Origin of the sequence: Nocardiopsis eucommiae, from assembly GCF_965344335.1 — a bacterium.
GTDB classification, from domain to species: Bacteria; Actinomycetota; Actinomycetes; order Streptosporangiales; family Streptosporangiaceae; genus Nocardiopsis; species Nocardiopsis eucommiae.
Map to the genome: position 1 here is coordinate 34,800 of NZ_CBDRIY010000010.1, position 13,911 is coordinate 48,710.

13 protein-coding genes are annotated in these 13,911 nt (G+C 70.2%); 4 read left to right on the forward strand and 9 right to left on the reverse strand.

Features of this window, described 5'->3' with window-relative positions:
• Positions 1-68 precede the first annotated feature (68 nt).
• On the reverse strand, positions 69-1,010 hold the full coding sequence (locus ACRWK8_RS08270; protein ID WP_378739288.1) for an SGNH/GDSL hydrolase family protein: 942 nt from the start codon (positions 1,008-1,010) through the stop codon (positions 69-71).
• A gap of 616 nt (positions 1,011-1,626) precedes the next feature.
• On the opposite strand from ACRWK8_RS08270, the gene ACRWK8_RS08275 reads away from it, so the two are divergent.
• On the forward strand, positions 1,627-3,957 hold the full coding sequence (locus ACRWK8_RS08275; protein ID WP_431869362.1) for a hypothetical protein: 2,331 nt from the start codon (positions 1,627-1,629) through the stop codon (positions 3,955-3,957).
• Between the two features lie 159 nt (positions 3,958-4,116).
• Positions 4,117-4,875: a DUF2470 domain-containing protein gene (locus ACRWK8_RS08280; protein ID WP_431869364.1), complete on the forward strand. Its 759-nt coding sequence runs from the start codon at positions 4,117-4,119 to the stop codon at positions 4,873-4,875.
• Between the two features lie 136 nt (positions 4,876-5,011).
• On the opposite strand, the gene ACRWK8_RS08285 is transcribed toward ACRWK8_RS08280, so the two are convergent.
• From ACRWK8_RS08285 to ACRWK8_RS08320, 8 genes are read right to left on the reverse strand one after another with little or no spacing between them, the layout of a single operon-like run.
• Positions 5,012-5,389, reverse strand: a complete 378-nt coding sequence (locus ACRWK8_RS08285) for a metal-sulfur cluster assembly factor (protein ID WP_378739282.1) — start codon at positions 5,387-5,389, stop codon at positions 5,012-5,014.
• Positions 5,390-5,863 (reverse strand): Fe-S cluster assembly sulfur transfer protein SufU, encoded by a 474-nt coding sequence (gene sufU, locus ACRWK8_RS08290; protein WP_378739280.1) that lies wholly within the window; start codon positions 5,861-5,863, stop codon positions 5,390-5,392.
• A 20-nt stretch (positions 5,864-5,883) separates the two neighbouring features.
• Positions 5,884-7,182: a cysteine desulfurase gene (locus ACRWK8_RS08295; RefSeq protein ID WP_431869367.1), complete on the reverse strand. Its 1,299-nt coding sequence runs from the start codon at positions 7,180-7,182 to the stop codon at positions 5,884-5,886.
• A gap of 2 nt (positions 7,183-7,184) precedes the next feature.
• Complete coding sequence (gene sufC / locus ACRWK8_RS08300; protein ID WP_378739276.1) at positions 7,185-7,946, reverse strand: Fe-S cluster assembly ATPase SufC; 762 nt, start codon at positions 7,944-7,946, stop codon at positions 7,185-7,187.
• Positions 7,947-7,954: 8 nt separating this feature from the next.
• Positions 7,955-8,290 carry a non-heme iron oxygenase ferredoxin subunit gene (locus ACRWK8_RS08305; RefSeq protein ID WP_378739274.1) on the reverse strand — a complete coding sequence of 112 codons (336 nt, stop codon included), beginning with the start codon at positions 8,288-8,290 and terminating at the stop codon, positions 7,955-7,957.
• Positions 8,283-9,443: a Fe-S cluster assembly protein SufD gene (sufD, locus tag ACRWK8_RS08310; RefSeq protein WP_431869370.1), complete on the reverse strand. Its 1,161-nt coding sequence runs from the start codon at positions 9,441-9,443 to the stop codon at positions 8,283-8,285. Before sufD ends, ACRWK8_RS08305 begins: the two co-directional genes overlap by 8 nt.
• Before the next feature lies 1 nt (position 9,444).
• Positions 9,445-10,857: a Fe-S cluster assembly protein SufB gene (gene sufB / locus ACRWK8_RS08315; protein WP_378739270.1), complete on the reverse strand. Its 1,413-nt coding sequence runs from the start codon at positions 10,855-10,857 to the stop codon at positions 9,445-9,447.
• A gap of 19 nt (positions 10,858-10,876) precedes the next feature.
• A complete protein-coding gene (locus tag ACRWK8_RS08320; RefSeq protein ID WP_378739268.1) occupies positions 10,877-11,653 on the reverse strand; it encodes a helix-turn-helix transcriptional regulator in 777 nt (258 codons plus the stop codon).
• A 473-nt stretch (positions 11,654-12,126) separates the two neighbouring features.
• Between ACRWK8_RS08320 and ACRWK8_RS08325 the strand changes: the two genes are divergently transcribed.
• On the forward strand, positions 12,127-13,065 hold the full coding sequence (locus tag ACRWK8_RS08325) for an ABC transporter ATP-binding protein (RefSeq protein ID WP_431869373.1): 939 nt from the start codon (positions 12,127-12,129) through the stop codon (positions 13,063-13,065).
• Positions 13,065-13,901 (forward strand): ABC transporter permease, encoded by an 837-nt coding sequence (locus tag ACRWK8_RS08330; protein ID WP_431869375.1) that lies wholly within the window; start codon positions 13,065-13,067, stop codon positions 13,899-13,901. Before ACRWK8_RS08325 ends, ACRWK8_RS08330 begins: the two co-directional genes overlap by 1 nt.
• Positions 13,902-13,911 lie beyond the last annotated feature (10 nt).

Below are 13,911 nucleotides of genomic sequence, written 5' to 3' on the forward strand. Positions count from 1 at the left end.
GCACGGTGGCCGCGCTCCCCGAAGAAGCGGGAACGCGGCCACAGTGAGGGCTGGCGGGCCCGGCGCGGTCAGCGCAGGGGCTCGGGGCCCTTGGTGCCCGAAGGGCTGCTGGTCGGGGGCGTGTCGTCCGCCGAGTAGTCGTTGTAGTGCGTGTCCGCTCCGGACCTGCGCAGTTCCTCCCGCAGCTGTTCGCGGGTCTGCTCGTCGTGCAGGTAGTCCAGCTCGGGCCGGCGCGGCAGGAGGCCGTCACCGGAGGAGCGGCCCATCGCGCGCCGGCGCAGCCACGGCACGAGGTACTGGCGGGCCCAGCGGCGGCCCTCCCTGCGACGCAGGATGCGGGGCAGCTGCTGGGGCGGGGTGGCCCACGGGTCGGTCCAGGACTCGGGCGGACCCATGGGGTGGCCGAGCAGGTCGGCGACGCGGGCCGCGACGATCTGGTGTCCGGCGCCGTTGGGGTGCAGCCGGTCGTCGCTCCAGGCCCGGGGATCGTTGAGGGCGTTGAGGGCCCACAGGTCCACGATCTCGGTGCCGGTGCGCTCGGCCACGGCCCGCATGTGCATGCTGAACACCGCGATCCGGCCCCGGTACAGGCGCAGGACCGGGATCCATCCGGTGTCGTGGCCCGCCAGGATCACCACGCGGATGCCCGCGTCCCGCAGCTGGCGCACGCCCCACTCGAACTTCTCGGCCAGCGCGTCGAGGTCCCCGCCGGGGCGGAGGACGTCGTTGCCGCCCGCCAGCACGGTGACCAGGTCGGGCTTCCACGCGAGGGTCTGTTCGAGCTGTTCACCGAAGATGTGTTTCATCCGACGTCCTCGGACGCCGAGGTTGGCGTAGCGGAAGTCCGGGGAGAGCGTGCCCAGGTGTTCCGCGAGGCGGTCCGCGAACCCCCGGTACTCACCGCCGGGACCGCTGTCGTCCAGCATCCCCTCTGTGATGCTGTCACCGATCGCCACGTAGGACCGGATGAGCTCCGGTCTGTCCACGGGCGCAGCAGCGGGGGGATTCATCTCAAGGTCTGTCACGTCAACCAATCATCCGGATCGACCGTCCCGCGCCTGCCATGCGCCGGGGTGCGTGGGACGGAAGTCTTGGCGGGTCGCGGTCTGCCGCTGGCCCGAGTGTCCGAGCACCGTCGGCCCCGAGGTGAGCCGCGTCGCGGACACCCGGCCGAGGGGCGCTCGGGAGAGGACAGTGCCCGTCCAGCATACCCGCGACCGACGTCAGCGTGCCGGGCTCGCGCGTGCTGCTGGGGCACCGAGGGAACAACGCCCGGAGGACCCGAGAAGAGCCAGAAGTCCCTTATGAGGTAGATCACAACTCGAAGTGGCCTCTGAGGGGGAATCTCCTTGGTCACGGTGATCACACGCGGAGGTCACCTCCGGGTATCGGCACACCCCGTCCGCCCGGGACTACCCATGTGGGCCCGGGGCACGTACGATCTCGGAGAAGTGCTCACGGCACCCCTGTCCCTCGGCCCGCCGTGCCCCCACGCGGACGACCGAGTCGGTTCAAGATCCGTCCTCTCCCGGGTCAAGGGCGCGTACTGTGGTGCATCGAACCGAAGGCCCGTGCGGTTCCTCCCCAATTCACGTGCAGACACCAGGAGGTCGAGGTCCCCAGCGGATGAACGCCGTCTCTCCGATCTGCCTCGTCGACCTCGCGCCCGCCCTGCGGTGGTCGAGATCGCCGGACGTGGCGCCCCTGCTCCAGCACGACCGTCTCATCGACGGCTGGTGGCACTCGCTCCCCGTCACCCGTGTCCTGGACATCGCCGGCCCGCCCTGGCTGGCGAACGGTCTGGCGCGCCTCGCGGTCGAACACTGGGGGCACATCGCCCTCTCGGAGTTCCTGCCGAGCCTGCGCACCCAGCCGGTGGACTGCTCCGACCTGGCCGAACCGGTCAGGGGCGCCGTGGTCAACACCGCTGGTGACTGGGACCGCCTCATCGCGTCCACCCCCCAGGAGATGCACGACTGGCGCCTGCCGGGCTGTGGTGTCCTGGACATCGTGAGCACCGTCGCCTGGCGAGCCCTCCAGCCCTGCTGCGAACTCCCCGGCGGGCCCACCCCCTCCCCCGCGCTGATGACGGAGGCCGTGCGGACCATCGCGCACTGGCTCCCCGACTCCGCCCCCGATCACGTGCGCAGCGCGCTGGACTACCTGGAGAGCGCCACCGGTTCCGGTGGCGCGCCCGACCGGAACGGTGGTTCCGGGGACTCCGCGTATCCACCGCAGACCCCCGCCACCCGAGCGATCCGGACCCTGCGCGCCCTGCGTGCCCAGCGGGACCAGGACCAGCCCACCGTGGAACAGCCCGCGGAGCCGGGGTCCGTCCCCGTGGCGGAGGCCCCCGCGGCTGCGGTCGGCGGCATGGTCAGCTCCGCGGCGATGATCCCGGGCTCGGCCCTGAGCGCCGAGACGGTCAGCAGTGCGGCGGTGGAGACCGCGACCAGCGGCGTCGGGGACCTGCGCTCGCAGTTCCGCAGCTCGCTCCTGGGCCCCGGTCGGACGCTGCGCCGCCCCAGCTTCAGCCGGACCAAGGCGCCCGCCCCCGAACGCGTGGAGGAGCCCCCGGCGCCCGTCCTGGGCCAGCACCCGCTGGTGGACCAGGTCGAGGAGATGTTCCGTTCCTGGCCCGAGCTGGAGCGGACGGTGGCCGCCGAACGGCTCTTCGCCACCGACCCGATCAGCATCCGGGTCCTCTCGGAGCAGATCTCGGTGGACGTGACCGAGATACGCGGGGCGCAGCGCAAGGTGGAGGAACGCCTCCTGCGCTGGTTGGGTTCGCCCGAGGGAGCAGCGATCACCAAGCACCTGCGCGAACTCTCCGAGCAGCTCGGTTCCGCGACCACCATCGACCGGCTCATCAACGCGCACCCGGACCACCCGGTGGACGTGCCCACGCTGCACACGCCGCTGTGGCGCGTGATCATCACGCTCTTCACCGACCGGCGCATGCACAACGGCTGGCTCATCGCGGACGACCCCAGCAAGCTGCGCTGGCAGACCCGCGAGCTGCTGGGCGACGGCCCCAACCTGACCGAGGCGGGCATCCGGCTGGGCCGGATCGGTATCCGCCCGCAGGAACTGCGCGCCTGGCTGCTGAGCACCCCCGGGGTGAGCCTGCGCGACGGAAGCGTGTACGTGGACACCTCCGTCCCCATGGAGGCTCCGCACGACGGTCACGCCACCGAGGAGTCCGGCGCCACCACCGAGAACGGCCTGCCGATCCGGCGCCGCCCCGACGGCCAGCCCGGCCCGGCCGACCCCGTCGCCCACGGCGCCGAACCGCTCCACCAGCACCGATCCGACCCCGAGCAGAACGGGTTCGGGCCCGTCTCACCGCCCCTTCCGTCGTCCCCGCCGATGCCTCCGGTGAGCCGTACGACGCACCACGGTCCGGTCCGCCCCGGGGCCAGCGACCCTGCCGCCTCGGCCCGCTGCTTCCGCGCCCCGGACGGCCGTTGGTGGCACCGCATCGACATCACCGCGGACCACCTCAACGGCGCTCCCGTGGCGGTGCCCACCGGCTACGCGACCCACCTGGGGTTGCAGCCCGGCCGTCTGCTGTGCCTCACGGCTCCCGGCGCGGACCTGCTGGTGCTGGTCTGGCGCGACCAGCCCGCCTTCGACTCCCTGCGCCCACTCCTGCGCCGCCAGGCCGCCCAGCCGGGCGACCGCATGTTCATCACGGTCTCGGGTGACCGGCTGGACGCGCGCAAACTGCCCGCCGGGGACCTCAGCGGGCATCCTCCGGCCGCACGCGCGCTGCACCTGATCGGCTACACGGCCCCGGCCGCCACGGAGGAGGCGCTCAGGATCCTGTCGCGCCGGATCACCGACCACGGCGACGAGTCGCTGGCCGAACCCCAGGCGCTGCTGGAGGCGCTGTCGCTGCGCGGCGACGAGGACATCGCGGGCGAGCTGCGCTCGGCCATGTTCGCCACGCACTAGGCACCTGACCAGGCACCAGCGGACGACCGCTCGGAGGGGGCCGCACCGGACACGTTCCGGGGCGGCCCCCTTCTTCGTGCGCGGGGACGTCGTTCCCAGGGCCGGGGGTTCCCCATGAGACCGGGAGGATGTAGGTTAGCCTTACCTAATTGATTTGAGGTGGTCCTCCTGCTGCCGTACCCGAACTCCCTCACGCCCTCCCCCGCCGAACGGGCGCGCTCCGTCCTGTCCAGGCCCAACCCGGCCACGGTCACCAGCAACGACGTCTCCCTGCACCTGACCGGAGCCGTCTGCCACACCACCTTCCAGGGCGAGGTCACTTTGCTCGTCCCCGACCAGCACCGCGTGCTGGCCGAGATCGGTGAGGGCACCCTGGAGGCCACCGTCGAGTTCACCGACACGGCCCCGGTGGACCTGCGCGACCCGACCCGCTCCCTGCTGTGGATCAGCGGCGAGCTGCGTGCCCCCTCCCCACGTGAGGCTCGCGACCGCGCGCTCGCCGCCCTGGCCGACGACCCCGACGAGCGCCTGCTCGACCTGGGCCACGGGCGCACCCTGATCGTGATGACCCCCCACCTGATCATCCACTCCGACCACGAGGGCTGTCACCTGCTGAACCCCGAGGAGTTCACCGACGCGGCGGCGGACCCCTTCGGCCGCTGGGAGGGGCCCTGGCTGCGCCACCTGGAGGACGACCACCCCGACGTGCTCTGGGCCCTGGTCAGCCGCTGCGGCGTCCAGCTCCCTCCGGGGCGTCCCCGGCCGCTCGGCGTGGACCGGCACGGCCTGCGGCTGCGGTTGGAGGGCCCGGACGGCGACCACGACGTTCGTATCCCCTTCAGAAGACCCGCGTGCACCCCGCACGACGTCGCCCACGAGGTCCAGGAGATGGCCGGGCTCGACCGGCACCAGTGCTGACCCGCGCGGCGAACGCGCCCGGCACCGTCGGCCCCTCAGAGAACGCCCGGGGCACCGCGCGCAGCCCGGGGGCGGTCCGGACACGCGAAGGGCCGGAACCCCGAAGGGTCCCGGCCCGCGCTCCGACGGAGTCGGATCAGACGTTGAAGCCCAGCATGCGCAGCTGGTCACGCCCGTCGTCGGTGATCTTGTCCGGACCCCACGGCGGCATCCAGACCCAGTTGATCTTCACTTCGCGCTCGAACTCGTCCAGGGCGCTGTTGGCCTGGTCCTCGATCACGTCGGTGAGCGGGCAGGCCGCACTGGTCAGGGTCATGTCCAGGGTGATCGACTCGTCGTCGTGGTTCACCCCGTAGACCAGCCCCAGGTCGACGATGTTCACGCCGAGCTCGGGGTCGATCACGTCCTTGAGCGCCTCACCGATCTCCTCGGCCAGCGCCTCCTGCTCCGGGGAGCGGGGAGCGGCCTCGGGCTTCTCGGCGGTCTCGGTGTTCGTGGTCTCGTTGTCACTCATTCAGGCGCCTTCCTTCTCCAAGGACTGCGACACCGCGTCCTTCCAGGCCATCCACCCCAGCAGGGCGCACTTGATCCGAGCCGGGTACTTGGACACGCCGACGAACGCGACGGCGTCCTCCAGCACGTCCTCGTCCGGCTCACCCTTGCCCTTGGACTGCATCAGCTCGGTGAACGCGTCCAGGGTCCGCATCCCCTCGGCGACGGTCCGGCCGATGAGCAGGTCGGTCAGCACCGAGGTGCTGGCCTGGCTGATCGAGCAGCCCATCCCCTCGTAGGAGACGTCACTGACGACGGCCTTCTCGTCCAGCTCGGAACCGGAGGCAGGGGTCAGCGTCACCCGGAGCGTCACCTCGTCCCCACACGTGGGGTTGATGTGATGCGCCTCGGCGTCGTACGGATCGCGCAGCCCCTTGTGGTGCGGGTTCCGGTAGTGGTCCAGGATGATTTCCTGGTACATCGCGTCCAACTGCATGGTCAGGCAGAATCCTCGTACTAGTCCCGGGTTCCGAAGAACCTCTGGGCGGCCCCGATGGCCTCCACCAGCGCGTCCACGTCCTCCAGCGTGTTGTAGAGGTAGAAGGACGCGCGTGTGGTCGCGACGATACCGAGCTTGCGGTGCAGAGGCCAGGCACAGTGGTGGCCCACCCTGACCTCGACGCCACGGTCGTCCAGGACCTGGCCGAGGTCGTGCGGGTGGATGTCGTCCACCACGAACGACACCGCGCCGCCCCGGTCGACCGCCTCGGTCGGGCCCACGATCCGCACGCCCTCGATCGCGCCCACCCGCTTCAGCGCGTACGCGGTGAGCTCGTGCTCGTGCGCGGCGACCCGGTCCATGCCCACCTCGGAGAGGTAGTCACACGCCGCGGCCAGGCCGACGGCCTGCGGGGCCATCGGCACACCGGCCTCGAAGCGCTGCGGCGGATCCGCCCAGGTCGAGTGGCTCATGTGCACGACGCCGATCATCGAGCCGCCGCTGATGAAGGGCGGCATGGCCGCGAGCAGCTCCCGGCGCCCCCAGAGCACGCCGATCCCGTTGGGACCGAGCATCTTGTGCCCCGAGAAGGCCAGGAAGTCCACGTCGAGTTCACGGACGTCCACCGGCATGTGCGGCACCGACTGGCAGGCGTCCAGCAGCACCAGCGCGCCGACCTCACGGGCCCGCGCGGTGATCGGGGCCACCGGGTTGACGGTCCCGAGCACGTTGGACTGGTGCGCGAACGCCACCAGCTTCGTGCGCTCGTTGACCAGTTCGGTCAGGTCCGACAGGTCCAGTCGGCCCTCGTCGGTCACCGGGAACCAGCGCAGCGTCGCGCCGGTGCGCTGGCAGAGCTGCTGCCAGGGCACCAGGTTGGCGTGGTGCTCCATCTCGGTCACGACGATCTCGTCGCCGGGACCGACCTGGAAGCGGCGCAGGCCCTCGTCCGCCGTGGCCGCGTTGCTCATCGCGTACGCGACCAGGTTCACCGCCTCGGTGGCGTTCTTGGTGAAGACCACCTCGTCGGCGTCGGCGCCGACGAACCTGGCGATCGTCTCCCGCGCCGACTCGTAGGCGTCGGTGGCCTCCTCCGCGAGCTGGTGCGCCCCACGGTGCACCGCCGCGTTGTGGCGTTCGTAGAACCCGCGCTCGGCGTCGAGCACCTGGCGCGGTTTCTGCGAGGTCGCCCCGGAGTCGAGGTACACCAACGGGCGCTCGTCACGGACGGTCCGGGAGAGGATCGGGAAGTCCTCCCGGATCGCCTTCGTGTCGAGCGGAGCCGTGTCGGGCTGACCGGGCTCGCGGAGGGTCATGGTTACGCGCCCGCCTTCACGAACCGCTCGTAGCCCTCGGCCTCGAGGACGTCGGCCAGCTCCGAACCGCCGGACTCGGCGATGCGGCCGCCGGAGAAGACGTGCACGAAGTCGGGCTGCACGTACTTCAGGATGCGGGTGTAGTGCGTGATCAGCATGACGCCGAGGTCGTTGCTCTCCTGGGCGCGGTTGATGCCCTCGGAGACGATCTTGAGCGCGTCGACGTCCAGGCCGGAGTCGGTCTCGTCCAGGATCGCGACCTTCGGCTTGAGCAGCTCCAGCTGAAGGATCTCGTGGCGCTTCTTCTCACCGCCGGAGAAGCCCTCGTTCACGCCGCGGGCGGCGAAGGACGAGTCGATGGACAGGTCCTTCATCGCGCCCTGGAGCTCCTTGGAGAACTGGCGGAGCTTGGGAGCCTCGCCGCGCACCGCGCTGACGGAGCTGCGCAGGAAGTTGGACATGGAGACACCCGGGACCTCGACCGGGTACTGCATGGCGAGGAAGACGCCGGCACGGGCCCGCTCGTCCACCTCCATCTCCAGGATGTTCTCGCCGTCGAGGAGGACCTCGCCCTCGGTGATCTCGTAACGCGGGTGACCCGCGATCGCGTAGGCGAGGGTGGACTTGCCGGAGCCGTTGGGGCCCATGATGGCGTGGGTCTCACCGGAGTTGATGGTGAGGTCAACGCCCTTGAGGATCTCCTGCCGCTCGTCCTCGTTGATGAGGACGTCGGCGCGCAGACCGCGGATTTCGAACTTCGTCATTTCAGGCCTCAGGAATTCTTGTCATCCAGCGACACGAGCACGTCGTCGCCGTCGATCTTCACGTCGTAGGTGGGGACCGGCTGGGTGGCGGGCGGGTTGACCGGCGCCCCCGAGCGCAGGTCGAAGCAGGAGCCGTGGAGCCAGCACTCGAGGGTGCCGTCCTCGACCTCGCCCTCCGAGAGGCGGACCTCCGCGTGCGAGCACACGTCCCGCAGCGCGTAGACCTCACCCTCGGTGCGCACCAGCGCGATGGGGGTCTCGTCGTCGGTCTCGATCCCCAGGACACCTTCCTCGGGGATCTCGTCGAGTTCCGCGACCTTGACCCAACCGCCCTGCTCACTCATGTGCGGCAAGCTTTCGCTCGACCTTCTCCATGACGTGGTCGCGCAGGTCCTGGTCGTCGATGCGGTTGACGATGTCCAGGAAGTAGCCGCGGATGATGAGGCGGCGGGCCTCCTCCTCCGGGATACCGCGCGAACGCAGGTAGAAGAGGTGGATGTCGTCGAGCCGCCCGCTGGCGCTGGCGTGCCCGGCGCCCGCGACCTCACCGGTGAAGATCTCCAGGTTCGGCACGGAGTCGACACGGGTGTCGTCGGTGAGCTGGAGGTTCCGGTTGTTCTCGTAGGAGTCCGTACCGGTGGTCCCCTCGCCGATGATCACGTCACCGATCCAGACCGCGTGGGCGTCCTTGCCGCTCAGCGCACCCTTGTAGTCCACCCGGGAGCGGGTGTTGGAGACGTTGTGGTCGATCAGCGAGCGGTGCTCGTGGTGCTGACCGTCGCCGGCGAAGTAGAGCCCGTAGAGCTCGGCGTTGCCGCCGCGGTCGTCGTAGGACACGCGCGGCGACAGACGCACGAGGTTCCCGCCGAGGGTGATGACGATCGACCGGAAGCTGGCGTCCTTGCCGACACGCGCGTTGTGCTGGCTGACCTCGACGGCGTCGTCGTCCCACTCCTGGAGAGTGACCAGCGTGAGCTTGGCGCCCTCGCCGACGTGGACGTCGAGGCTCCCCGCACGGACACCGCTACCGGTGTTCGTGATGATCACGGTGACCTCGGCCAGCGGCTTGACGTCGATGAGCAGCTGCTCGAACGCGGTGCCGCCCAGCCCCTTGCGGTCGATGGTGATCGCCTTGTCGGCGGCCAGCGACTGCGGAACGGTGACGACGGTGGCCTTCTCGAACGAGGTGTAGGCCTGCGCGATCACGCGGTTGACGGGCAGACCCGCCTTGCCCAGACGCTCGTCGTCACGGCCGACCGTCTCGACGGTGACGCCCTCGGGGGCGTCCACGGAGACCTCGTCCGCGCCGTCGGCGGAGCCCTTCCAGTCGTGCAGCCCCTTGAGGCGGCGCAGCGGGGTGAACCGCCACTCCTCCTCACGCCCGTTCGGGACGGGGAAGGCCTCCACGTCCTTGGAGCCGTGCGTGTCGAGCTTCGAGACAGGAATCTGCCCCAGCCCGTGGCTGTGCGGCTTGGGCTCTGTGTTCGCGGTCGTCAACTTATCCCACCGATCCTTCCATCTGGAGCTCGATCAGACGGTTGAGCTCCAGTGCGTACTCCATCGGGAGCTCCCGTGCGATGGGCTCCACGAATCCTCGGACGACCATGGCCATGGCCTCTTCCTCGCCCATCCCCCGGCTCATCAGGTAGAAGAGCTGGTCCTCGCTGACCTTGGAGACGGTGGCCTCGTGCGCGAGCTCGGTGTCGTCCTCGCGCAGGTCGTTGTAGGGGTAGGTGTCGGAACGGCTGATGGTGTCGATCAGCAGCGCGTCGCACTCCACCGAGGACTTGGCGAGGTGGGCGCCCTCCTGGACCTGGATCAGGCCGCGGTAGGAGGAGCGGCCGCCGCCGCGCGCCACCGACTTGGAGACGACCTTGGAGGAGGTGTTGGGCGCGCAGTGCACCATCTTGGCGCCGGTGTCCTGGTGCTGGCCCTCACCCGCGAAGGCGATCGAGAGGGTCTCACCCTTGGCGTGCTCGCCCATCAGGTAGACGGCCGGGTACTTCATGGTGACCTGGGAGCCGATGTTGCCGTCGACCCACTCCATGGTCGCGCCCTCTTCGGCGATGGCGCGCTTGGTGACCAGGTTGAAGACGTTGTTCGACCAGTTCTGGATGGTCGTGTAACGGCAGCGGGCGTTCTTCTTGACGATGATCTCGACGACCGCGGAGTGCAGCGAGTCCGACTTGTAGATCGGCGCGGTGCAGCCCTCGACGTAGTGGACGTAGGCGCCCTCGTCGACGATGATCAGCGTCCGCTCGAACTGGCCCATGTTCTCGGTGTTGATCCGGAAGTAGGCCTGGAGCGGGATCTCCACGTGCACGTTCTTGGGCACGTAGATGAACGACCCGCCGCTCCACACGGCGGTGTTCAGCGCGGCGAACTTGTTGTCACCGGCCGGGATGACGGAGCCGAAGTACTCCTCGAAGATCTCCGGGTGCTCCTTGAGGGCGGTGTCGGTGTCCAGGAAGATGACACCCTGCTCCTCCAGGTCCTCGCGGATCTGGTGGTAGACGACCTCGGACTCGTACTGGGCGGCGACACCGGCGACGAGGCGCTGCTTCTCGGCCTCGGGGATGCCCAGCCTGTCGTACGTGTTCTTGATGTCCTCGGGCAGGTCCTCCCAGGAGGTGGCCTGCTTCTCCGTGGACCGCACGAAGTACTTGATGTTGTCGAAGTCGATCTTGGACAGGTCCGCGCCCCAGTCGGGCATGGGCTTCTTGCCGAAGAGCTTCAGCGACTTGAGGCGGAGCTTGGTCATCCACTCCGGCTCGCTCTTCTTGTCCGAGATGTCCCGGACGACCTCTTCGTTCAGGCCACGACGGGCCGAGGCTCCGGCCACGTCGGAGTCGGCCCAGCCGTACTCATATGTTCCGAGCCCTTCGAGCTCGGGGTGCGCGACAGAAGTCATGCGCGGACTCCTCCTGGACTCAGACGTCCCTCTGGTGAACTGAGCCGCCCGCCCGCTGGCGGATGGCCTTCTTGGACGCGGGGGTGCCGTCCTCCCCGCTCGCCCCGTCCCCCCGTGGGGTGACGTGCGTGGTGCACACACCGTCGCCGTGGGCGATGGTGGCCAACCTGCGCACCGGGGTGCCCAGTAGCCGCGCGAAGGCCTCGATCTCGGCCTCACAGAGCTGCGGGAACTCGGCGGCCACGTGCGCGACGGGGCAGTGGTGCTGGCACAGTTGGTCGCCGCCACCCGGCGCGGGCGCCTGGCCCGCGGTGGCGGCGTAGCCGTCGTTGGAGAGCGCCTCGGCCAGCAACCGGACCCTTTGTTCCTGGGGAACGGCGTCCAGCAGGGGCTTGTAGCGCTGCTCCAGGTCAGCGACCTGACTCCGGGCGAACTCGCCGACCGCCTCGGGACCGGAGGTCCGCGCCAGGAAGCGCAGGGCGTTGGAGGCGAGATCGTCGTAGGCGTGGACGAAGGCGTCACGCCCGGCTTCGGTGATGGCGAAGACCCGGGCGGGGCGGCCCCGGCGACGACGGCCGTGCGTGGGCCGCGCGTCACGGGCCTCGACCATGCCCTCGACGGTCAGGTTGTCGAGGTGGCGGCGGATGGCCGCCGGGGTGAGTCCGAGCCGTTCCCCCAGCGAGGAGGCGGTGATCGGACCCTTCTCCAGGATGAGCCGGGCGACGCGGGCGCGGGTCCCGTGGTCGGGTCCGCTCAGGGGTCGGGGCGCACCGGGTGTACCGGACAGGTCCGACACAGTGTTCCCCTCCCGCTCGTCACTCGGCTCTCGGTTTAGACAACATCAGTGTGGCTTAAATAAGTCCACCTAGGCAAACCCGGCTCGATGCGCTTGATCACGAAGGTCAGGCTTGCCTAATCTGGGACTTCACGCGAAGGTCACACACGGACACCCTTTTCGGCCACCCCGCAGTCGAACCGCTTTCCCACTCAGCGAGACCGCGGTATCACCATCCGACCATTGTCGTGGTCGGAACGCCGGGAGAAACCTGGCGGGAGCCCCGGTCCGGCGCGCCACCCCCACGCGGTCGACACCACGGCCACCCAGGTCACAACCAGCAACCATGCGCCATTCTTCCACCATCAGCACCACACGCACCCCGTGTTCCGGTTGTCCGAAGTGGGACGTTCGGTCCGTTCCCGATCCCGGTCGTCTCCCCGAAAGGCGGGGTGGTGAAGCGCGGAGGCCCGACGCACGTAAACTCAGGCCCCATGGACACACCCGCCGTCGAGGTCGTCGACCTGGTCAAGCGCTACGGCGCCACCACGGCCGTCACCGGCCTCACGTTCACCGCGCGCCGCGGCGCGGTGACCGCCCTGCTCGGCCCCAACGGCGCGGGCAAGACCAGCACCATCGAGATCTGTGAGGGCTTCCGCCACGCGGACGGCGGGAAGGTACGGGTCCTGGGGCTCGACCCGGTCGCCGACGCGACGGAGCTCAAGCCCCGCGTGGGCGTGATGCCCCAGTCCGGCGGGGTGCCCACCGGAGCCCGCGCCGCCGAGTGGCTGCGGCTGATGGCCTCCTTCCACGCCACGCCGGTCGACCCCGACCTCCTCCTGGAGCGCCTGGGCCTGACCTCCGTGTCCGGCACGCCCTTCCGCCGCCTGTCCGGAGGCCAACAGCAGCGCCTCTCCCTGGCCTGCGCCGTGGTCGGCCGCCCGGAGCTGGTCTTCCTGGACGAACCCACCGCCGGGCTCGACCCCCAGGCGCGTATGGCCACCTGGGACCTGGTCGCCGCGCTCCGCGAGGCCGGGGTGGCGGTGATCCTGACCACGCACTACATGGAGGAGGCCGAGCGGCTGGCCGACCACGTCGTCATCATCGACCGGGGCGCGGTGGTCACCGAGGGCACCCCCGCCGAACTCACCCAGGGACGGCGCGAGGTGCGCTTCTCCACCTCCGCTCCGGTGGACGCCGGGGCGCTGGAGGCGGCCCTGCCCCCCGGTGGCCGTGTGAGCGCCACCGACACCGGCGGTCGGCACGAGTACTCCGTGGCAACCGACGACCCCGACGACCTCGGCCCGGAGTTCCTGGCCGCGGTCACCGCCTGGTGCGCCTCGTCCGGCGTCCTCGCGGAGGACCTGCGCGTTCGTCGGCGTACCCTCGAAGACGTCTTCCTCGAAACCACAGGCCGGGAACTGCGCGACTGATGACCGAGCACACCTCAGGGACGGCCGCGTCCGCCGTCACCGACGCCCCGACGCCCGCCCTCGACGCGCGCCTGTTCGCCCCGTCTCCCGGCGCCGCCCCGATGTGGCGGATGATCGCCGCCCAGGCCGGGATGGAACTGCGGGTCATGCTGCGCCACGGCGAGCAGTTCCTGCTGACCATGGTCATCCCCGTCCTGCTGTTGGTGGGGTTCAGCCTGGTCGACGTCCTCGACGTCGGCGAGGGGGCGCGCGTGGACGCGCTGACCCCCGGAGTGCTGGCGCTGGCGATCATGTCCACCTCCTTCACCGGTCTGGCCATCGGGACCGGATTCGAGCGCCGCTACGGGGTCCTCAAACGCCTCGGCGCCACCCCGCTGTCGCGGTTCGGGCTGCTGGCCGCCAAGACCATCGCCGTGCTCGGCGTGCAGGCCATCCAGATCACCGTGCTGTGCGTGGTGGCGCTGTTCCTGGGCTGGGCGCCGTCGCTGGAGCCCGTGGGCGTGCTCTCCGTGCTCGCCCTGGTACTGCTGGCCACGGCCGCCTTCAGCTCACTCGCCCTGCTGATGGCGGGCACGCTGCGCGCGGAGGCCACCCTGGCCGGGGCCAACCTCGTGTACGTGCTCATGCTGGGTCTGGGCGGGGTCCTGTTCCCCACAAGCAGCTTCCCCGGCCCGATGGAGCAGGCCGTGTCGGTCCTGCCGATCACCGCGCTCGGCGCCGGTCTGCGCGCCGTGTTCACCGACGGGTCCCTGCCCGGCCTCGGCGCCTTCGCCGTACTGGCCGCGTGGACGCTGGTCACCGGTTTCCTGGCCTCCCGCCTCTTCCGCTGGGAGTAGCGACGGCATT